The following is a 20,902-nucleotide window of genomic DNA, read 5'->3' as shown; positions in this document are numbered from 1 at the left end:
GTGACGGGGCGAAGGGGGCTGGCCGCAACTTCGGCTCGCATTCTGCAACGTTGGAGATTTGCTAGGCGCTACAGATGTGCCTATCCCTTCAGCATCGCCGCCACTTCAGGCGCGAAATAGGTGAGCATGCCGTCGCAGCCGGCGCGCTTGAAGGCGAGCAGCGATTCCAGCATCGCCTTGTCGCCGTCGATCCAGCCATTGGCGGCGGCCGCCTTGATCATCGAATATTCGCCCGACACTTGATAGGCGAAGGTCGGCATCCGGAATTCGTCCTTCAGCCTGCGGATGATGTCGAGATAGGGCAGGCCGGGCTTGACCATCAGCATGTCGGCGCCCTCGGCGAGATCCTGTTCGGCCTCGCGCACGGCCTCGTCGGAATTGGCGTGGTCGAGATAATAAGTCTTCTTGTCGCCCTTGAGCAGGCCGGCGGTGCCGACCGCCTCGCGATAGGGTCCGTAGAAGGCGGAAGCGAATTTCGTCGCGTATGACATGATCGCCACATCCTGAAAACCATTGGCGTCGAGCGCATCGCGGATGGCGCCGATGCGGCCATCCATCATGTCGGAAGGGGCGATGATATCTGCGCCGGCCGAAGCCTGGATGACGGCAGCCGCCGTGACCTGCTCCACGGTCTGGTCGTTGACGATGATGCCGTCGCGCAAGATGCCGTCGTGGCCGTGCGAGGTGAAGGGATCGAGCGCCGCATCGGTGATGATGCCGATCTCGGGCACCGCGTGCTTGATGGCGCGCGTGGCGCGGTTGATGACGTTTTCCGGATCGAGGATGTGCGAGCCGGTTTGGTCGCGCAGGCCGAGCTCGACATTGGGAAAGGTGGCGATCGCCGGAATGCCGAGCTTTGCCGCGCGCTCGGCCTCCTTGACGGCAAGGTCGAGCGACAGGCGGAAGACACCAGGCATGGCGGCGATCGGTTCACGGATCTTCTTCCCATCGACGACGAAGATCGGCCAGATCAGATCGTCGACGGAGAGCCGGTTCTCCTGCACGAGACGGCGCGACCAGTCGGCCTTGCGCATGCGCCGCAAACGGCGGCTGCCGGTGATCTCGTCGACGCTGCGCGCGCCGGCAGGCTTTGCTGGGGTGAATTTGTTCATCGCCAAAACTCCAGATTGGCGGCTTTTAACACGAGCCCCCGCCGCTGACCAATGCGCACGATAGTGCCAGGCACAAGCTGGATACCGGTATACGAGTTCCGGCTGACCGTTGTTGCCGGACAGGATTGCGCCTTGGCATTGACGCGCCCATGCGCCACGCTTTAGCACTTCAGTCCCGGCGGCATGGGGGAGGATTCTTTAGGCGATGGATTTTGGCGGCGGCAACGAGATCCGCTTCGAACGACTGGGCAGCGCCGGCGTCGTCACCCTGACGCGGCCGCAGGCGCTCAATGCCGTCACCCATCGCATGGTCAAGGCGCTCGACAAGGCGCTGCGCGCCTGGGAGCGCGACGACGGCGTCGCTGTTGTCGTCGTCAAGGCCGAGGGCAGGGCGTTTTCGGCCGGCGGCGACATCCTCCACATCTACGAGGCCGGGCGGGCAGGAAAGCCGCCGGTCGATTTCTTCGCCGACGAATACCGGCTGAACGCCCGCATCGCGCGATTCAAAAAACCCTATGTTGCGCTGATCGACGGCATCGTCATGGGCGGCGGCGTCGGCATCTCGTTCCACGGCTCGCATCGGCTGCTGACCGAGAACGCCCAGTTCGCCATGCCGGAAGTCGGCATCGGCTTTTTCCCGGATGTCGGCGCCAGTCATCTCTTGCCGGGCCTCGGCGGCAGCTTTGGCATGTATCTGGCCTTGACCGGAAACCGCATCCGCTATGGCGACGCTTTGTGGTCGGGCCTGGCGACGCACACGATCAAGGCGCAGGAACAGGCCGGCTTTCTCGACCGGCTGGTTGGGAGCGGCGACCCGGAATTGGCGCTGCGCGGCTTTTCCGTCCCGGCTCGGCGCGAAACGGACAGTCCGACACTGGAAGCCATCGCCCGCCATTTCGCGCAGCCGTCGCTGAGCGACATCATCGGCAGCCTGGAGCGCGCCGCACCCGCAGACGCGTTCGCGGCCAAGACACTGGCGACGATCCGCACCCGCTCGCCTACCAGTCTGCATGTCGCCTGGCGCGAGATCAGTGCCGGGCTGACGCTGTCGATGGACGAGTGCATGCGGATGGAGTTCCGCATCCTCAACCGCATGCTTGCCGGCCACGATTTCTACGAAGGCATCCGCGCTGCCATCATCGACAAAGGCTCGACGCCGCAATGGCGGCCGGCAGGCATCGACGACGTCAGTGCTGCCGACGTCGATGCCTACTTCGCTCCGCTCGGCGAACGGGAACTCAAGCTGTGAGCGAGGTCACGTCGAGACGCGTCGTGCTCCAGCCCTCGACGGTCGAGGTCATCTTCGCCTGGTTTCAGCGCGTCATCTCAGGCTACTGTCTGTTGTTCGGGATTTTGTACTGGATCCGGCTGATCGGCTTCTATCCCGGCTCGTTGTGGCGCTTCGACCTGATGCCGATGCATTGGCAGGTAGCTGCGGTGACGCTCGCCGTGTTCTTTCCCTTCGCCGCCGCCGGTCTGTGGATGCTGGCCTCCTGGGGGCCAGTCATCTGGTTCATCTGCGCGGCGACCGAGACCATCATGTATGCCGGCTTTCCCGGGCTGTTCGGCCACCGGCCGCTGATCGTCGCCTCGCATGCGGCGGTGGCGCTGCTCTACATCGCCTTTCGCGTGGTGATCTGGATGCAGAAGCGCCGCAGCCGGCAATAGAGTATCGGACCGATGCTCAACAAGAATAGCCCACGCGTCCGGTTGGACGGGCAAATTACCGCCCGCAATCATTGGCTAAATCTTTAGGTTAATCGTCCTTGTTCGGGTGACCCTTCGTTAAGCCTCTTTCGAAACCTATTACCGGTAAGCTCTTGTTAGCCCTAGCGTTTAAGTCGAATTTTATGAGTATTCGATAGTGTCGCGATCAAGGTGAAAAACAAAAAATCACCAGGCGACAAACGAGAGGCAAAGACAATGATCAATTCCCGTCCGGCGGCGAAGACCGCCAACCTATCCGATGACCGCCGCGAGGCGATCCGTTCGCTGTACATGGAATCGCTGCAGCTGGTGGAACGGCTGCACCGCCGCCTGCTTGACGTGATCAAGGACGAATTCGACCGCAACGGCCGTTCCGATATCAACGCTATCCAGGCGCTGCTGCTCTTCAACATCGGCAATTCGGAGCTGACCGCCGGCGAGCTGCGCTCGCGCGGCTATTATCTCGGCTCGAACGTCTCCTACAATCTGAAGAAGCTGGTCGATCTCGGCTTCATCAACCATCAGCGCTCGCGCATCGACCGCCGTTCGGTGCGGGTCTCGCTGACGCCGAAGGGCAGTGAGGTGGCGGAAGTCGTCGCCGGACTCTACGAGCGCCATGTCGGCTCGATCGAGCAGGTCGGCGGCATCAACACGGAAGAATTCAAGCAAATGAACCGCGCCCTGCAGCGCCTCGACCGCTTCTGGAACGATACCATCGCCTATCGGATGTAAGCATGTCCGTCGCATGAGGGGGAACCGCGCCACAGGCGCGGTCGGGGAACGATCCAAACGACCGGTGCCGAAAAGCATCGGTCTTTGCGTTTCGTGAGGACAGCCGATCCAAATCGCGGTCAGGGTCACGTTGCCGCCATATTCCCGGTGAAAGCGAGAATGCGGGTGATGTTGCGGCGCGAGCCAATCCGTCCCCCGTCAACCGCCTCTGAGAAGGGGCGTGCGCCCGGCGCGTTCTCGCGCAGAAGCGATTGGGGCATGGTTGGCTAATTGTTAAGGGCGCCAACCTTAGAGTGGGCCTAGCGTGCGGGCGGATCGCCCGGTGAAAAAACTGTTACAGGAATGTCTGGAGCGTACATGAGAACCAGTCGCCGTTTCTTCCTTTCCGGAGCCTCCGCGTTGGCCGCGACGATGGTTGCCGGTGGCGCCAGCGCGCAGGACGTGATCGCGGATATCCTGAAATCCTCGGGCCGCGGCAACTGGAACGACCAGTTCGACGCCCGCGCCAGCGAGGGCGGCAAGGTGGCCTCGACGCTGCCGATCGTTAGCCTGCAGACCGTTGCGTACACCGAGCAGGCTATCGCGCAGTATCAGAATATTGTCGCGCAGGGCGGCTGGGAGCGGGTCCCGGACACCAAGAAATTGCAACTCGGCGTCATCGATCCCGACGTGGTGCCATTGCGCAGGCGCTTGATGATTTCGGGCGACCTGGCGCAGAGCGCCGGCCTTTCAGAGGCCTTCGATTCCTACGTGGATGCGGCGGTCAAGCGCTTCCAGGCGCGTCATGGCCTGCCTTCCGACGGGACCCTGGGCCAATATAGCTATGCGGCGATGAATGTCTCGGCGCAGGTCCGGCTTGGCCAGCTGCAGACCAATCTGCACCGGCTGAACGAACGCGCCGGCACGCTGGGCAGCCGCTATGTATTGGTCGATATCCCTGGCGCCCAGATCGAAGCGGTCGAGAACGACCGCGTCGTGCTGCGCCACACCGCCGTGGTCGGCAAGATCGATCGCCAGACGCCGATCGTCGATTCCAAGATCAACGAGATCATCGTCAATCCCTACTGGAACGCGCCGGTCTCGATCGTGCGCAAGGACATCATTCCGCTGATGCGGAAGGACCCCAACTATCTCAAGGACAGCAAGATCCGGCTGTTCGCACCGGATGGCAGCGAGGTCGATCCACTGACCGTCGACTGGTCGACCGACGACGCGGAGAAATACCGCTTTCGCCAGGATCCGGGCGCCGGCAATGCGATGGCCTCGGTCAAGATCAATTTCCCGAGCCCGGACGGCGTCTACATGCACGACACGCCGCAGCAAAGCCTGTTCGGCAAGATGATGCGCTTCGATTCCTCAGGCTGCGTGCGCGTCCAGAACGTGCGCGACCTCGTCACCTGGATCCTGCGCGACACGCCGGGCTGGAGCCGCCAGCATTTCGAGGCGGCTATCAAGAGCGGCGAGAACATCCCGGTGCAGGTCACCAATCCGGTGCCGGTCTTTTTCCTCTACATCTCGGCCTGGTCGACGGGGCCTGGCGTCGTGCAGTTCCGCGACGACATCTACGGGCTCGACGGAGCCAACGAGCTGCAGATCACCTCTGCGCTCTAAGCCACTGATCTTTTTGCTGAAAGGCCGCCGCTGAGGGCGGCCTTTTTGCATCCGGCTGGAGCGCGCGCGCCGGGTCCGGAAAGCGCCGTTCGGTAGAGGGCCATGCAAGTCGCCATCTTCATCCTGGTCGTGCTCGTCTTCGTCGCCGTTTCCGGCGCGCTGGTCCGGCCGGTGCGGGTGCCGTTGCCGGTGCTGCAGATTGCCATAGGTGCCGCACTCGCCTGGCCGATGCGCGGCATCCATGTCGAGATCAATCCCGAGCTTTTCCTGCTGGTGTTCATTCCGCCGCTGCTGTTCAGCGATGCCTATGGCGCGCCGAAGCGCGAATTGCTGGCGCTGCGCGGGCCGATACTGGACCTTGCCATCGGGCTGGTCTTCTTTACCATCGTCGGCTTCGGCTACGCCTTGCACTGGCTGGTGCCGAGCGTTCCGCTCGTCGTCGCATTCGCGCTTGCCGCGGTGCTGTCGCCGACCGACGCAGTTGCCGTGTCCTCGATCGTCGACAAGAATGTGGCTCCGGCGCGGCTGATGCACATTCTGGAAGGCGAGTCGCTGCTCAACGACGCGTCGGGGCTGGTCATGTTCCGTTTCGCGGTAGCGGCAGTGTTGACCGGCAGCTTTTCATTCGCCGCGGCAACTCTGACTTTCGTCTACGCCGTGGCAGTCGGCATCCTGGCCGGCGTGGCGGCACTGTTCGTTGCCGCCAAGGCGCTGCAATTGCTGAACCGCATCGGCGGCGTGCCGGCCGAGGCGCAGGTGCTGGTCATGATCCTGCTGCCCTTCGTCGCCTATCTCGGCGCTGAGCATGTCGGAGCTTCGGGTATCCTGGCCGCGGTCACCGCCGGCGTGCTGACCGGCGGCTCAGGAATTTTCCGTTTCCTCGGTGTTTCAGCGCGTATCCAGACGGTGTCGCTGTGGACGACGCTGTCTTTCGTCTTCAACGGCGCGCTCTTCATCCTGCTCGGCCTGCAGTTTCCCGACATCATCGGCAATGTGCCGCCCGAGCTCAGTGGCCGCTATCCGGTCATCCAGCCGATCCTGACGGTGTTGGCGCTGACGCTGTGCCTGATCGCCCTGCGCTTCCTGTGGATATGGATTGGCGATATCGCGGCCAGCGTCGTGGCGCGGTTGCGCAAGCGCAAGGCCGAGCCGTTCGGGCTGCGTGTCCGGCTCGCCGGCTCGGTGGCCGGCGTGCGCGGCGCGATAACGCTGGCCGGCATCCTGTCGCTGCCGATCGCCATGCCGGACGGCTCGCCCTTTCCGGCGCGCGACGAGGTGATCTTCCTGGCCGCCGGCGTCATCATCTGCTCGCTGGCCATCGCCAGCCTCGCGCTGCCCCGGATAGCGCGCGGGCTGGTCGAGCCGGGCGAGGATGCCGGCGCAGCCGAGGAGCGCCTGGCGCGTGTCGGCGCGGCCAAGGCCGCCATCGCCCGCATCGAGAGCATCGCCGGAGTTGAAGACGGGGACGAAGGCGAGGTGCCCGGCGCCCGGCTTGCTGCGGCCGACAGCATTGTCACCGGCTACAAGCGCCGCATCGCCGCCTCCGACGAGGCCGAAGACGCGCGCGCTGAGGCCCGTGAAGCCGGACGGCTGGAGCTGGAAATGAGGCTGGCCGGCATCGAGGCCGAGCGCGCGGCGGTGCTCGCCATGTTTCGCAGCCGAGAGATCAACGATCATACGAAGCAGACGCTGCTGACCGAGATCACGCTTACAGAAGCCTTGCTGAACGGCCGGCAGGCAAGGAAATAGACGAACTCTTCGCCTCGCTGCCGCAATCCGACCAGCAAATTTCGCGTCGCAAACGTGGCGGGGCGAAAGCAACTGTGTTAATGGCGCGGCAGGCCCCCGGACGACAAGGATCTCAAGCATGGCAACAGCAGCGGCAGTGTCGAACAAATTCGAATCCTTCTTCGAAACCACGCTTGCCGATGCCGATCCGGAGATTTTCGGCGCGATCCGCAACGAGCTCGGCCGCCAGCGCCACGAGATCGAGCTGATCGCATCGGAAAACATCGTCTCCCGCGCCGTGCTGGAAGCGCAGGGGTCGATCATGACCAACAAATACGCCGAGGGCTATCCGGGCAAGCGCTACTATGGCGGCTGCCAGTTCGTCGACGTGGCCGAGGACCTGGCCATCGAGCGTGCCAAAAAGCTGTTCGGCTGCAACTTCGCCAACGTCCAGCCGAATTCCGGCAGCCAGATGAACCAGGCGGTCTTTTTGGCGCTGCTGCAGCCCGGCGACACCTTCATGGGGCTCGACCTGAATTCCGGTGGCCACCTGACGCACGGTTCGCCGGTCAACATGAGCGGCAAATGGTTCAAGGTCGTTTCCTACGGGGTGCGCAGGGACGACCATCTGCTCGATATGGATGCGATCGAGAAGACTGCCCTCGAGACCAGGCCGAAGCTGATCCTGGCCGGCGGCACTGCCTATTCGCGCGTCTGGGACTGGAAGCGCTTTCGCGAGATCGCCGACTCGATCGGCGCCTATCTGATGGTCGACATGGCCCACATCGCCGGCCTGGTCGCCGGCGGCGTGCATCCGTCGCCGCTGCCTTATGCCCATGTGGTCACCACCACCACGCACAAGTCGTTGCGCGGCCCGCGTGGCGGCATGATCCTGTGCAACGACGAAGATATCGCCAAGAAGATGAACTCGGCAGTGTTCCCGGGGCTGCAGGGTGGTCCGCTGATGCATGTCATCGCCGCCAAGGCTGTGGCCTTGGGCGAAGCGCTGAAGCCAAGCTTCAAGACCTATGCAGAGAGCGTTGCCGCCAATGCCAAGGCGCTGGCCTCCAGCCTGCAGGAAACCGGCCTCGACATCGTCTCCGGCGGCACCGACAACCATCTGATGCTGGTCGACCTGCGGCCGAAGAACGCCACCGGCAAGCGTGCCGAGGCAGCGCTTGGCCGCGCCAACATCACCTGCAACAAGAACGGCATCCCTTTCGATCCCGAAAAGCCGTTCGTCACCTCGGGCGTGCGCCTCGGCACGCCGGCCGGCACTACCCGCGGTTTCGGCCAGGCCGAGTTCCGCGAGATCGGCAAGCTGATCGCCGAGGTGCTGGACGGGCTCAAGGCCGCAAATTCCGATGAGGGCAATGCAGCCGTCGAGGCAGCGGTGAAGGCGAAGGTGGCCGCGTTGACGGATCGTTTTCCGCTCTATCCCTATCTCGGTTGAGCTCACGCAAAATGTCGTCCCTCATCGGCCGGACGAGAAGCACTTTTTCAGCGGGGACGGAGTCCGGACAGGAACCTTGACGATGATGCAGATTTTCCGTGTCGCTGGCTTTGGCGCGCTTGGCGTGTTGGTCACATTGACCACCTTGCCGACCGCCGGCATGGCACAGTCTGCGCCTACCCTAGCCGCACCGAAGACCGAAACCTTCGGCCAGTGGTCCATCACTGTGGACGAGATCGATACCGGTGAGGATCTGCGCAAGACCTGCGTCGCCTCGACCGCCTTTCTCGACGCGAGCGGTACCAGCGGCACTCTCACGCTTGCCATCTCGAACGGTGATGCACTGCCGCCCAATGGCTATCCGACCCTTGTCATCGCCATGAAGAACAAGGACTTGCCGACTGGCGAGAACATTCCGGCGGTGTTCGGCGATGCCAACGGCAAGGTCAAGGCGACCGTTGATGCCATGGCCGGTGCCGGCGGAAAATGGATGTTGAACAACAAGCCCGAGATCAGCCTGGCACTGCTGCGTGCGATGCGCAGCGCCAGCGCGCTCGATATCACCTTCGCCGACACGCCAGTCGCGACCGTATCGATGGACGGCTTCACCAAGGCCTATCGCAGCCTCGGCGTCTCATGTGGGTTCCCGACTGCTGACGTCGCGCCGTAATCGGCCGGTATTGCCGTCCGGTATGCTGCTGGCAATTTTCCTCGCGCCTCGCTATTTCTGAGGCGCGAGAGACCACCGCGATACTTTGCCATCGCGGCAAAAACCTCTAAGCCTTCGCTCCACGAGAATCGCGAACACAAGGCTGTCCATGCGCTGTCCCTACTGCCAGTCCGAAGATACGCAGGTGAAGGATTCGCGCCCCGCCGAAGATGGCGCGGCGATCCGCAGGCGGCGCGTCTGCCCTGATTGCGGCGGCCGCTTCACCACCTTCGAGCGCGTGCAGTTGCGCGACCTCGTGGTGGTGAAGAAATCCGGACGCAAGGTGCCGTTCGACCGCGACAAGCTGCTGCGCTCGGTTGAGATCGCCGTGCGCAAGCGCAATGTCGATCCCGAGCGCATCGACCGCGCAGTGACCGGCATCGTGCGCCAGCTCGAAAGCTCCGGCGAGACCGAGGTCGCCTCGGGCGAGGTCGGCCGCCTGGTGATGGAGGCGCTGAAGTCGCTCGACGACGTCGCCTATGTGCGCTTCGCCTCGGTCTATCGCAATTTCCGCGAGGCCAAGGATTTTCACGACGTGCTGGGTGAACTGAAAGGTGACGAGCTCAAGGAAGAGGACGCCGGCTGAGCATGGCAAGGCGCAGCCAAGCCGAGCAAGAGGTTCTTGATCGCCGCTTCATGGCGGCGGCACTGAGGCTGTCGCGGAAAAACGCCGGGCGGACCTCGACCAACCCTTCCGTCGGCACACTGATCGTGCGCGACGACGGTACCCGGCCGATGATCGTCGGCACCGGCGTCACCGCTGTCGGCGGCCGGCCGCATGCCGAGACCGAGGCGCTGGCCGAGGCCGGCGAGCTCGCACGCGGCGCCACCGCCTATGTCACTTTGGAGCCCTGCGCCCACCATGGCCGCACCCCGCCTTGCGCCAGTGCACTGGTCAATGCCGGCGTCGCGCGGGTGGTTGGGGCTGCGAGCGACCCCGATCCACGCGTGTCCGGCAACGGCTATGCGATCCTGCGTGCTGCCGGTGTCGAAGTGGTCGAAAAGGTGCTGGTGGCAGAAGCCGCCGAGCAGATGGCCGGCTATCTCATTCGATCTCTGAAAAAACGTCCGGAAGTGATCCTGAAACTTGCGCTTTCCAGCGACGGCAAGATCGGCATGAAAGGCGAGGGACAGGTCTCGATCACCGGCGACATCGCCCGGCGCGAAGTCTATCTGATGCGCGCCGAAGCCGACGGCGTACTGATCGGCATCGGCACGGCGCTGGAGGACGATCCGGCGCTGACGGTGCGGTTGCCGGGGCTGGAGAACCGCTCGCCGGTGCGCATCGTGCTCGACCGCCACATCAGGCTGCCGGAGACGTCGAAACTGGTCGCCGGCGTCGACCGGGTTCCGCTCTATGTCGCCGCCTGCGCCGAAGCCGATCCGCACCGGCGGGCCCCGCTCGAACGCGCCGGCGTGCGCTTCATCGGCACCGAGACCTATGAAGGCGACATTGCGCTGCCGGAACTGCTCGAGGATCTGGCAGCGCTCGGCATGGCGAGCGTGCTGGTCGAGGGCGGCGCCAAGGTGGCTAAGGCCTTCCTCACCGAGGGGCTGGTCGACCGCATCGTGCTGTTCCAGGGGCAGGAGCCGATCGGCAAGCGCGGCATTGCATCGCCCCTCGACGCCAAGCATATCCCGGCAGGATTTCGCAAATTGCGCGACATGCGTTTCGGCGAAGACAGCTACGCCGAGTGGATAAGACATGATCCCAAAAAGTGGGAACCGGTTTTTGGACAAGAACATGGTCAACTGAAAGACAGGATCTGATGTTTACCGGGATTGTCACCGATGTCGGCACTGTCGCTACCGTGAAGCCGCTGAGAGAGGGCGTCGGCTTGCGCATCGACACCGCCTATGACCCTGAGACGATCGCCATCGGCGCTTCGATTTCCTGCGGCGGCGTCTGCCTGACAGTGACGGCGCTGCCGGAAAGCGGCGCCAATGCGCGCTGGTTCGAGGTCGAGGCCTGGGAGGAGGCGCTCAGGCTGACGACGGCGATGGGCTGGAAATCCGGCACCAGGATCAATCTGGAACGGGCGCTGAAGATCGGCGACGAACTCGGTGGCCATATCGTTTCGGGCCATGTCGACGGCATGGCCGAGATCGTGGCGCGCAAGGAGGAGGGCGATGCGGTGCGCTTCACGCTGGAAGCGCCGCGCGACCTGGCCAAATTCATCGCGCCCAAGGGCTCTGTCGCGCTCGACGGCACCTCGCTCACCGTCAACAGGGTCGAAGGCACGCGCTTCGACGTGCTCTTGATCCATCACTCGCTGACCGTGACCACCTGGGGCGAACGCCAGGTCGGCGACCGCGTCAATCTGGAGATCGACACCATGGCCCGCTACGCGGCGCGCTTGGCGGAGGCCGCGAAAGAGGGGCTTTGATGGCCCTGCCGGAGAGCGGCGTGGATTGATACGGTTGGTCAAAACAGGACGAGCACCTCGGATTTGATTCGCGCGGTGTTCCGTTCCGTTGGCGCTGCCCCTCACCCGCCTGCCGGCGCCTCTCCACGGGGCGAGGGGCGCTGTCATCGATGGTTTCGCCAGTCATCAGCGTTGCAAGAAGGGCGCCGGCGCTGCGGCCAGCTTCTTTCGCCCCGTTTACGGGGAGAAATGCCCGGCAGGGCAATGAGGGGCAGCGCCAGCTTCGGAGGAACCCAATAATCAGGCACGTCCGCATCTCCACCAATCTTCCGCTTGCGATCAAACCGGCTTCGGCCTAAGTCACCGGCGATCCCGGAGACATCTATGGCTGGCACATCCCAACACGGCAAAGCGTTCATTCGCCCGAAGAAGAAGGCCCACCTTCTTGTCATCGAGGCACGCTTCCACGACGACCTTGCCGACGCGCTGCTCGAAGGCGCGACAAGCGCGCTCGAGGAAGCGGGTGCGACATACGACGTCGTCACCGTTCCGGGCTCGCTCGAAATTCCAGCGGTGATTTCCTTCGCGCTTGACGGCGCCGCCGAGGGCGGGCGGAACTATGACGGCTTTGTCGCCCTCGGCACCGTCGTGCGCGGCGACACCTATCATTTCGACATCGTCGCCAATGAATCGAGCCGTGCCCTGATGGATCTGTCCGTCCAGGAAGCGGTCTGCATCGGCAACGGCATCCTGACCACCGAAAATGACGAGCAGGCCTGGACGCGGGCCAGGCGTTCGGAAGGCGACAAGGGCGGCTTTGCCGCGCGTGCGGCGCTGACCATGATTGCCCTCAAGCAACAGTTGGGAGAGCGATCGTGAGCGAACCCGCATCGCCCGGCCAGCCCGCGGTGCGCCACGCCAACAAGCGCGGTGCAGCCCGTCTGGCCGCCGTGCAGGCGCTCTACCAGATGGATGTGGCCGGCAGCGGGGTCTTCGAGATCACCGCCGAATACGAGGCGTTCAGGCTCGGCAAGGAAGTCGACGGCGCGCTCTATCGCGAGGCCGACGCGCAATGGTTTCGCGCCATCCTCGCCGGCGTCGTCGAGAACCAGAAGACCATCGATCCGATCATCCGCGAGGCGCTCACCGAGGACTGGCCGTTGTCCAGGCTCGATTCGACGCTGCGCGCCATATTGCGCGCCGGCGTCTACGAGCTGATGAAGCGCGAGGACGTGCCGGTGGCTGTCATCGTCTCGGAATATGTCGATATCGCCAAGGCGTTTTACGAAGAAGACGAGCCGAAGCTGGTCAACGCGGTGCTCGATCGCGTGTCGCGCCGGGTGCGCGGCGAAGGGCGTGGCAAGGACGCTTCATGACGGCGGTCGCTACCGCCGAGGCTGGCAGGGAAGCGCGCCGCACGGCGCTCATCCTCGCCGCTTCGCAAGCGATCATCGGCTCGGCCGCACCCATCGCCATTTCCGTGGGTGGGTTGGCCGGGCACTATCTGCTCGACTCCGACAAGTCGCTGGCGACGGCGCCGATCACCGGCTTCAACGTCGGCGTGGCGCTCGGCGCCCTGCCGGCCGCAGCCATCATCCGCCGGCTCGGCCAGCGTGACGGCTTCATGACCGGGTCGATCGTCACCGCGCTCGGCGGTCTGGTCGCCACGCTGGCGCTGTTCCAGGCCAGCTTCTGGCTGTTCGCCTTCGGCCTGCTGGTGATCGGCATCGGCGGTGCCTTCGTCCAGCAATTCCGCTTCGCCGCCGCTGACAACGCGCCGCCTGAATTCAAGGCGCGCGCCATCTCCTTCGTGCTGGCCGGCGGCATCGTCACCGCCATCCTCGGGCCGCAGATCGTCATTTTCACCCGCGAATTGTTTGCGCCGGTGATGTTTGCCGGCTCGTTTGCCTCCATCCTGGTGCTGGCGGGGGTCGGCGCTGCCATCCTGTCGTTGCTGCGCATCCCGGTGAGGGCAACGGGCAAAGCGGAAATCGCCGACAGCGACGCGCGCCCGCTCTCCGAGATCGTCACCAGGCCGCGTTTCGTTGCGGCGCTGTTTTGTGCCGTTGGCAGCTATGCGCTGATGAGCTTCGTCATGACCGGCGCACCGCTCGCCATGGTCGGCTGCGGCCTGTCGACGGACGACGCCACGCTCGGCATTTCCTGGCATGTCATGGCGATGTTCGCGCCGAGCTTCTTCACCGGCTCGCTGATCTATCGCTTCGGCGCCGAGCGGATCGTCGCAACCGGCCTTGTGTTGCTCCTCGGCTGCGCCGTGGTAGCGCTGTCGGGCCTGGCGCTGTGGCAGTTCTGGACGGCGCTGATCCTGCTCGGCCTTGGCTGGAATTTCGGCTTCATCGGCGCCACCGCCATGGTCGCCGACAGCTACCGGCCATCCGAAAAGGCCAAGGTCCAGGGTTTTCACGACTTCGTCCTGTTCGGCTCCGTCGCCTTCGCCTCGCTGATGTCCGGCGCGGTCTACAACGCCTGGGGCTGGGAGATGCTGAACTGGATCATCTTCCCGGTGACGGTGCTGTGCTTCGTGGCGCTGGGCGTGCTGAAGATGACCGCGCGGCCGACCAGCGCATGACCCCGAACCGAAGGTTCGGAAAGGATCATGCGCAAAATCAAAAGTGCTACAGCGTCCTTTGCGCGTCCAAGCGGACGCGCGGCGCTCTAATGCATGTCGCGCAAAAGTGTGCAGCGGTTTTGCGATAACGACATGCACAAAACAACAATACTAAAGCGCGTCGCATGAGGTCGGCCAAACGCGACGCGCTTTAGTGACATGACGCTGTCGGGATCAGACGGCAGCGGATTCACCCGCATCCGAACAAATTATTGCCCCCATCCCCCTTCTTATGAAACCGTGTACCCCGACGGGGCATTGAAGCCATGCTCATATAGTCCGGTTCTCAGCAAGGGATTTGTGATATGTTTTCAGTCAAGGTTCTGGCCGGCGCGGCACTGGCGCTCGGCATCGCCGCAGCCTCGGCGAGCGCTCAGGTGGTCGTGTCGTCGAAGATCGATACCGAAGGCGGCGTGCTCGGCAACATCATCCAGCTGGTGCTGAACGCCAACAACATCCAGACCACCGACCGCATCCAGCTCGGCGGCACCCCTGTGGTGCGCAAGGCGATCACCGCCGGCGAGATCGACATCTATCCGGAATACACCGGCAATGCCGCCTTCTTCTTCGAAAAGGCCGACGATCCGGTGTGGATGGATGCCGCCAAGGGCTACGAAACGGCCAAGAAGCTGGACTACGACGCCAACAAGATCGTCTGGCTGTCGCCGTCGCCGGCCAACAACACCTGGGCGATTGCGCTGCGCAAGGATGTCGCCGAGATCAACAAGCTGGCGACGTTGTCCGACTTCGGCAAATATGTCTCCGGCGGCGGCCAGGTGGTGCTGGCGGCCTCGGCCGAATTCGTCAATTCGGCCGCCGCACTGCCGGCCTTCCAGACCACCTTTGGCTTCACGCTGAAGCCGGACCAGCTGATCACACTCTCCGGCGGCGATACGGCGGCGACCATCGCCGCTGCGGCGAACCAGACCAACGGCGCCAATGCCGCCATGGTCTACGGCACCGATGGCGGCATCGCGCCGTCCGGCCTGGTCGTGCTCGAAGACGACAAGGGCGTGCAGCCGGTCTACCAGCCGGCGCCGATTATTCGCGAGGCGGTGCTGAAGGAGCATCCCGAAATCGAGACGCTGCTGAAGCCGGTCTTCGCCAAGCTCGACCTCGTCACCCTGCAGGAACTGAACGGCCGCGTGCAGGTCGGCGGCGAGCCGGTCAAGGGCGTCGCCGAAGACTTTTTGAAGAAGAACGGGTTTTTGAAGTAGGCCGTTCCTGAAATCGTGACGCCGGTGCGAGGCGCCCCCCTCTGGCCTGCCGGCCATCTCCCCCACTTGGGGGGAGATTGGCGGCTCCGGCGCCGGCACACACCTTGCGCCGCTGACAATTGGCGAAAGCCGAGGCGACATCCGATCTCCCCCCTCGTGGGGGAGATGTCCGGCAGGACAGAGGGGGGCGCCGGGCGCCGAGGTCACAATCCCGCAGCCGCATCTCCCCCAGCGTACGTCGTTTCGCACAGGCGTGCGTCATGACCATCCGCTTCGACAAGCTCGGTGTGGTCATCGCCGCAATTGTTGCCTATGCCGCCTTCGCCGCGCCATTCGCCACGTTTCGCGCCAATCGCATCGTACCCGGCGAGGCACGCTCGATTCTTGAAGCGCTGCCGGCGATGCTGGGGCCGCTGCTGCTTGCGGTCATCGTCGTCGCGGCGGTCGTCGCATTGCTGAAAACGCCACTGATCCTGCGCCTTGCCGCCAGCGTGGTCGCGCTTGCGGCGCTGGCGCTGCTGATCGGCGTCGCCGGTAGCTTCCTGACGCCTGAGGGCAACAGCTTTGCCCGCATCTCGCCAGCTTCGGGTTTCTGGCTGCTGATCTTCGCCTTTACGCTTTTGCTCGCCGATGTGCTGACGAGGCTGAACCTGTCGCCATGGGCGCGGATCGGCGTGCTCGTCGTCGCGGCAGCGGCGATCGGCATGCTGCTGGTCTCGGGCAGTTGGAACAGTCTGTCGATCCTCAAGGAATATGCCAACCGTGCCGACAGTTTCTGGGCGGAAGGCTCCAAGCATGTAACGCTGGCGCTGGGTTCGCTGGCGGCGGCGGTGATAGCAGGCCTGCCGCTCGGCATCCTCTGCCACCGCGTCGAAAAACTGCGGGCCGGCGTGCTCAACGTGCTGAATATCATCCAGACCATTCCCTCGATCGCGCTGTTCGGCCTGTTGATCGCGCCGCTCGGCTGGGTCGCCACGCATGTGCCCGGCGCGGCCTCCCTCGGCATTCGCGGCATCGGCACCGCGCCCGCCTTCGTCGCCCTTTTCCTCTATTCGCTGCTGCCGGTTGTGGCCAACACCGTGGTCGGTCTTGCCGGCGTCCCGCGCGCCGCCAACGATGCCGCACGCGGCATGGGCATGACCGACCGCCAGCGCCTGTTCGGCGTCGAATTTCCACTGGCCTTCCCGGTGATCCTCACCGGCATCCGCATCGTGCTGGTCCAGAACATCGGCCTTGCCACCATTGCCGCGCTGATCGGCGGTGGCGGCTTCGGCGTGTTCGTGTTCCAGGGCGTTGGCCAGACGGCGATGGACCTGGTGCTGCTCGGCGCCGTGCCAACGGTGGCTCTGGCCTTTGCTGCCGCCATCATCCTCGACGCGGTGATCGAAATGACCTCCACCAGGAGACCCGAGGCACAACCGGCATGATCGAGATCGAAGGCATTACCAAGCGCTATGACGCGACGACCGTCGTCGACGACGTGTCGATGGTGATCGAGCCGCGCACCATCGCCGTCATCGTCGGCACCTCCGGCTCCGGCAAGACGACGCTGCTGCGCATGATCAACCGGCTGGTCGAGCCGACCGCCGGCGTGATCAGGCTCGACGGCGCCGACAACCGCTCGCTGCCCGGCTACGAGCTGCGCCGCAGCATCGGCTACGCCATCCAGGGCCATGGGTTGTTTCCGCATCGCACTGTGGCGCAGAACATCGCCACCGTGCCGGTGCTGCTCGGCTGGGACGCGGCCCGCATCAAGCGCCGCGTCGACGAGTTGATGACGCTCTACCAGCTCGATCCCCAGGCGTTCGGGCCACGCTATCCGCACGAGCTCTCCGGCGGCCAGCAACAGCGCGTCGGCGTCGCCAGGGCGCTTGCCGCGGAGCCGAACGTGCTGTTGATGGACGAGCCGTTCGGCGCGCTCGACCCGATCATCCGCAACAAGGCGCAGGAGGATCTTCTGGCGATCCAGAAGCGCTTCGGCACCACCATCATCCTCGTCACCCATGACATGGAAGAGGCGGTGCATATGGGCGACAAGATCGCGGTGATGGATGCCGGCAAGCTGGTGCAATATGCCAAGCCCGCCGAAATCCTGGCGAAGCCGGCCAGCGCCTTCGTCGAGACCCTGGTCGGCGCCAGCGAAAAACCGTTCAGGCTGCTGTCGCTCGGCCGGGTGCGCGACGCAGTGGAGACGGGCACCGCCGAAGGCGAGGCGATCCCCGGCGACGCCAGCCAGCGCGATGCGCTGGCCGAACTGTTGTGGTCGGGACGCCCGGCGCTGCCGGTGAAAGGCGCCGACGGCAAGCCGCTTGGCCGCGTGACGGTGGACGGGCTGGTGAAACGGGCGGCGAGTCCGGCATGAAAGAGGCCGGTGTAAAAGCCTGGGTTCCATCGCTGCTCAGGCTCGCGCTGGTGGTGCTGCTCATTGCGTTCGTGAGCAATCCGGGTTGGTTCGAGCCGCTGCTGAAGCCGCTGACCGAGAGCAACGCGCCGGCAATCTACAACCAGGGCAGCCTGTTGACGCTGACGCTGCTGCACCTGCGGACAGTGCTGATCGCGACGGTGGCGGCAACCACCGTTGCCGTGGCGCTCGCCATCCTGGTCACCCGGCCGGCCGGCGTCGAATTCCTGCCGCTGTCGCGCAGCCTGGTCAATATCGGCCAGACCTTTCCGCCGGTGGCGGTGCTGGCGCTGGCCGTGCCGGCCGTCGGCTTTGGCGAGAAGCCGACACTGATCGCGCTGTTTCTCTACGGCCTGCTGCCGATCTTCGAGAACGCGCTGACCGGGCTGACGACGCTGCCGGCCAATGTGGTCGAGGCGGCGCGCGGCGCCGGCATGACCGGTTGGCAAAGGCTGGTCAAGGTCGAGCTGCCGCTCAGCGCGCCGATCATTCTCGGCGGTATCCGGCTTTCGGTGGTCATCAGCCTCGCCACCGCGACGATCGGCTCGACCGTGGCGGCCAGGACGCTGGGCGAGGTGATCATCGCCGGTCTGTTGTCCAACAACCTCGCCTTCGTCCTGCAGGGCGGCCTGATCGTCGCCGCCCTTGCCGTGCTGATCTATGACGGGCTGTCGGCGATCGAGCGCTACACGGCGCGCCGCATGGGGCAGGAGACGGCGTAGTTAACAAACTCAGATATCGCCTTCGCTCATCTCGGCGGAAATGGATTCCAACAGGGATTTCCATGACCCGGCCGGGGGACTGAGGTGAAAGAGCGGCTCTCCGAGAGGCTTTTGGGCGAAAGCCGGGCAAAAACCGAACAATATCTTGACGTTCGCACCCCTGTTTCGCATAAGCCGATGCGAGGGGAGCGGATTCCGCGTGCGGAATCCGCTCCCCGTCTCAACGGCCCAGGGAGGGGTTCTTTTGGGTCATCAATCGAGGAAAATCCGGCAATGACCATAATTTCAGCTGTCATCGCCTGCGGTCTGCTTTCAGTCCTTTACGCCATCTGGGCGACAAAATCGGTCCTCGCGGCCGATCAGGGCAATGCACGCATGCAGGAAATTTCCGCGGCCATCCGCGAAGGCGCGCAGGCCTATCTGGCGCGCCAGTACACCACCATCGCCATCGTCGGCGTCGTGGTCCTGCTGCTCGCCTGGTGGCTGCTTTCGATCACCGCCGCCATCGGCTTCCTGATCGGCGCCGTTCTGTCGGGCGCCGCCGGCTTCATCGGCATGCACGTCTCGGTGCGCGCCAATGTCCGCACCGCGCAGGCGGCTTCCAACAGCCTCGCTGCCGGCCTCGAGATCGCCTTCAAGTCGGGCGCCATCACCGGCATGCTGGTCGCTGGCCTGGCCTTGCTCGGCGTCTCGATCTACTACCTGATCCTCACCCAATTCATGGGCCTTCAGCCCAACGACCGTGTCGTCATCGACGCGCTGGTTTCGCTCGGCTTCGGCGCTTCGCTGATCTCGATCTTCGCCCGTCTCGGCGGCGGCATCTTCACCAAGGGCGCCGACGTCGGCGGCGATCTCGTCGGCAAGGTCGAAGCCGGCATTCCCGAAGACGATCCGCGCAATCCGGCCACCATCGCCGACAATGTCGGCGATAATGTCGGCGATTGCGCCGGCATGGCCGCCGACCTGTTCGAGACCTATGCGGTGACCGTGGTCGCCACCATGGTCCTCGCCGCCATTTTCTTCGGCGGCACCGCCGTTCTCAGTGCCACGATGCTCTATCCGCTGGCCATCTGCGGCGCCTGCATCCTGACCTCCATCGTCGGCACCTTCTTCGTCAAGCTCGGCTCCAACGGCTCGATCATGGGCGCTCTCTATAAGGGCCTGATCGTCACCGGCCTGCTGTCGATCGTCGGCCTCGGCATCGCCACCTCGGCAACGCTGGGCTGGGGCGAGATCGGCACGGTCGCCGGCATGGCCATCACCGGCACGAACCTGTTCATCTGCGGCCTGATCGGCCTTCTGGTGACCGGTCTCATCGTGGTGATCACCGAATACTACACCGGCACCGACAAACGCCCGGTGAACTCCATCGCCCAGGCTTCGGTTACCGGTCACGGCACCAACGTCATCCAGGGCCTTGCTGTCTCGCTGGAATCGACGGCACTTCCGGCGATCGTCATTGTCGGCGGCATCATATCGACCTACCAGCTCGCCGGCCTTTACGGCACGGCGATCGCAGTCACCACGATGCTCGGCCTTGCCGGCATGATCGTTGCGCTCGACGCCTTCGGCCCGGTCACCGACAATGCCGGCGGCATTGCCGAAATGGCCGGCTTGCCCAAAGAAGTGCGCCAGTCCACCGATGCGCTCGATGCCGTCGGCAACACCACCAAGGCGGTGACCAAGGGTTACGCCATCGGTTCGGCCGGCCTCGGCGCGCTGGTGCTGTTTGCGGCCTACTCCAACGACCTGAAGTTCTTCGCCGCCAATGGCGACAAATATCCTTACTTCCAGGGCATGGGCGAAGTTTCTTTCGACCTCTCCAACCCTTACGTCGTCGCCGGTCTGATCTTCGGCGGTCTGATTCCGTATCTGTTCGGCGGCATCGCCATGACGGCTGTCGGCCGTGCGGCGGGCGCCATCGTCGAGGAGGTGCGCAAGCAGTTCCGCGAGGATCCGGGCATCATGGCCGGCACCTCGAAGCCGAACTATGCGCGTGCGGTCGATCTTCTGACCAAGGCGGCGATCCGGGAAATGATCATTCCGTCGCTGCTGCCGGTGCTGGCTCCGCTGGTCGTCTATTTCGGCGTGCTGCTGATCTCGGGCTCGAAGGCGTCCGCCTTTGCAGCACTTGGCGCTTCGCTGCTCGGCGTCATCGTCAACGGCCTGTTCGTCGCCATCTCGATGACCTCTGGCGGCGGCGCCTGGGACAACGCGAAAAAATCGTTCGAGGACGGCTTTACCGACAAGGACGGCGTCAAGCATCTCAAGGGCTCCGAGGCGCACAAGGCCTCGGTGACCGGCGACACGGTCGGCGATCCCTACAAGGACACCGCCGGACCGGCAGTCAACCCGGCGATCAAGATCACCAACATCGTCGCCCTGCTGCTGCTGGCCGTGCTCGCGCACGGCTGAGGCCGCTCGGCCTTCCAGGGCCGAAATCCACAACCGAACCCGCGGGAGCGATCCCGCGGGTTGTTCTATTTTGGACATTCAGCGTCAGGGCATGACGTCC

19 protein-coding genes are annotated in these 20,902 nt (G+C 64.3%); 18 read left to right on the top strand and 1 reads right to left on the bottom strand.

Annotated features, from left to right (window positions below; translation table 11 throughout):
• Nucleotides 1-80: 80 nt before the first annotated feature.
• Nucleotides 81-1,112, bottom strand: a complete 1,032-nt coding sequence (gene hemB / locus NMG70_RS13730) for a porphobilinogen synthase (protein ID WP_254025026.1) — start codon at nt 1,110-1,112, stop codon at nt 81-83.
• Nucleotides 1,113-1,317: 205 nt separating this feature from the next.
• Between hemB and NMG70_RS13725 the strand changes: the two genes are divergently transcribed.
• The 18 genes from NMG70_RS13725 to NMG70_RS13640 all read left to right on the top strand — a co-directional run bounded on the left by NMG70_RS13725 (nt 1,318) and on the right by NMG70_RS13640 (nt 20,802).
• A complete protein-coding gene (locus NMG70_RS13725; protein ID WP_254025025.1) occupies nt 1,318-2,361 on the top strand; it encodes an enoyl-CoA hydratase/isomerase family protein in 1,044 nt (347 codons plus the stop codon).
• Nucleotides 2,358-2,780: a DUF6163 family protein gene (locus tag NMG70_RS13720; RefSeq protein WP_254025024.1), complete on the top strand. Its 423-nt coding sequence runs from the start codon at nt 2,358-2,360 to the stop codon at nt 2,778-2,780. Before NMG70_RS13725 ends, NMG70_RS13720 begins: the two co-directional genes overlap by 4 nt.
• 255 nt (nt 2,781-3,035) lie before the next feature.
• The gene (ldtR, locus tag NMG70_RS13715; RefSeq protein WP_254025023.1) at nt 3,036-3,551 is read left to right on the top strand and encodes a transcriptional regulator LdtR; all 516 of its coding nucleotides are present in this window, start codon (nt 3,036-3,038) and stop codon (nt 3,549-3,551) included.
• Between the two features lie 357 nt (nt 3,552-3,908).
• A complete protein-coding gene (locus NMG70_RS13710; RefSeq protein WP_254025022.1) occupies nt 3,909-5,162 on the top strand; it encodes a L,D-transpeptidase family protein in 1,254 nt (417 codons plus the stop codon).
• A 102-nt stretch (nt 5,163-5,264) separates the two neighbouring features.
• The gene (locus NMG70_RS13705) at nt 5,265-6,911 is read left to right on the top strand and encodes a Na+/H+ antiporter (RefSeq protein WP_254025021.1); all 1,647 of its coding nucleotides are present in this window, start codon (nt 5,265-5,267) and stop codon (nt 6,909-6,911) included.
• A gap of 118 nt (nt 6,912-7,029) precedes the next feature.
• Nucleotides 7,030-8,343, top strand: coding sequence for a serine hydroxymethyltransferase (gene glyA / locus NMG70_RS13700; protein WP_254025020.1), 1,314 nt, complete (start codon nt 7,030-7,032; stop codon nt 8,341-8,343).
• 82 nt (nt 8,344-8,425) lie between these two features.
• Nucleotides 8,426-9,013 (top strand): invasion associated locus B family protein, encoded by a 588-nt coding sequence (locus NMG70_RS13695; RefSeq protein ID WP_367185532.1) that lies wholly within the window; start codon nt 8,426-8,428, stop codon nt 9,011-9,013.
• A 148-nt stretch (nt 9,014-9,161) separates the two neighbouring features.
• A complete protein-coding gene (gene nrdR, locus NMG70_RS13690; RefSeq protein ID WP_023798407.1) occupies nt 9,162-9,638 on the top strand; it encodes a transcriptional regulator NrdR in 477 nt (158 codons plus the stop codon).
• Between the two features lie 2 nt (nt 9,639-9,640).
• Nucleotides 9,641-10,822 (top strand): bifunctional diaminohydroxyphosphoribosylaminopyrimidine deaminase/5-amino-6-(5-phosphoribosylamino)uracil reductase RibD, encoded by a 1,182-nt coding sequence (gene ribD, locus NMG70_RS13685; RefSeq protein ID WP_254025019.1) that lies wholly within the window; start codon nt 9,641-9,643, stop codon nt 10,820-10,822.
• Nucleotides 10,822-11,439, top strand: coding sequence for a riboflavin synthase (locus NMG70_RS13680; RefSeq protein ID WP_254025018.1), 618 nt, complete (start codon nt 10,822-10,824; stop codon nt 11,437-11,439). The genes ribD and NMG70_RS13680 overlap by 1 nt, the downstream gene beginning before the upstream one ends.
• Before the next feature lie 363 nt (nt 11,440-11,802).
• A complete protein-coding gene (gene ribH, locus NMG70_RS13675; RefSeq protein ID WP_254025017.1) occupies nt 11,803-12,297 on the top strand; it encodes a 6,7-dimethyl-8-ribityllumazine synthase in 495 nt (164 codons plus the stop codon).
• Complete coding sequence (gene nusB / locus NMG70_RS13670; RefSeq protein WP_254025016.1) at nt 12,294-12,794, top strand: transcription antitermination factor NusB; 501 nt, start codon at nt 12,294-12,296, stop codon at nt 12,792-12,794. The genes ribH and nusB overlap by 4 nt, the downstream gene beginning before the upstream one ends.
• Complete coding sequence (locus NMG70_RS13665; RefSeq protein WP_254025015.1) at nt 12,791-14,008, top strand: MFS transporter; 1,218 nt, start codon at nt 12,791-12,793, stop codon at nt 14,006-14,008. The genes nusB and NMG70_RS13665 overlap by 4 nt, the downstream gene beginning before the upstream one ends.
• Nucleotides 14,009-14,352: 344 nt before the next feature.
• A complete protein-coding gene (osmF, locus tag NMG70_RS13660) occupies nt 14,353-15,264 on the top strand; it encodes a glycine betaine ABC transporter substrate-binding protein OsmF (protein WP_254025014.1) in 912 nt (303 codons plus the stop codon).
• 260 nt (nt 15,265-15,524) lie between these two features.
• Nucleotides 15,525-16,691 (top strand): ABC transporter permease, encoded by a 1,167-nt coding sequence (locus tag NMG70_RS13655; RefSeq protein ID WP_254025013.1) that lies wholly within the window; start codon nt 15,525-15,527, stop codon nt 16,689-16,691.
• Complete coding sequence (locus NMG70_RS13650; RefSeq protein WP_254025012.1) at nt 16,688-17,626, top strand: ABC transporter ATP-binding protein; 939 nt, start codon at nt 16,688-16,690, stop codon at nt 17,624-17,626. Before NMG70_RS13655 ends, NMG70_RS13650 begins: the two co-directional genes overlap by 4 nt.
• A complete protein-coding gene (locus tag NMG70_RS13645; RefSeq protein WP_254025011.1) occupies nt 17,623-18,387 on the top strand; it encodes an ABC transporter permease in 765 nt (254 codons plus the stop codon). The genes NMG70_RS13650 and NMG70_RS13645 overlap by 4 nt, the downstream gene beginning before the upstream one ends.
• Nucleotides 18,388-18,660: 273 nt before the next feature.
• Complete coding sequence (locus tag NMG70_RS13640; RefSeq protein ID WP_254025010.1) at nt 18,661-20,802, top strand: sodium-translocating pyrophosphatase; 2,142 nt, start codon at nt 18,661-18,663, stop codon at nt 20,800-20,802.
• The last annotated feature ends 100 nt before the right edge of the window (nt 20,803-20,902 follow it).

This window comes from Mesorhizobium ventifaucium (assembly GCF_935822925.1).
Lineage (GTDB): Bacteria > Pseudomonadota > Alphaproteobacteria > Rhizobiales > Rhizobiaceae > Mesorhizobium > Mesorhizobium ventifaucium.
The sequence above is the reverse complement of the archived record's forward strand: the minus strand, read 5'-3'. Positions and strand labels throughout refer to the sequence as shown.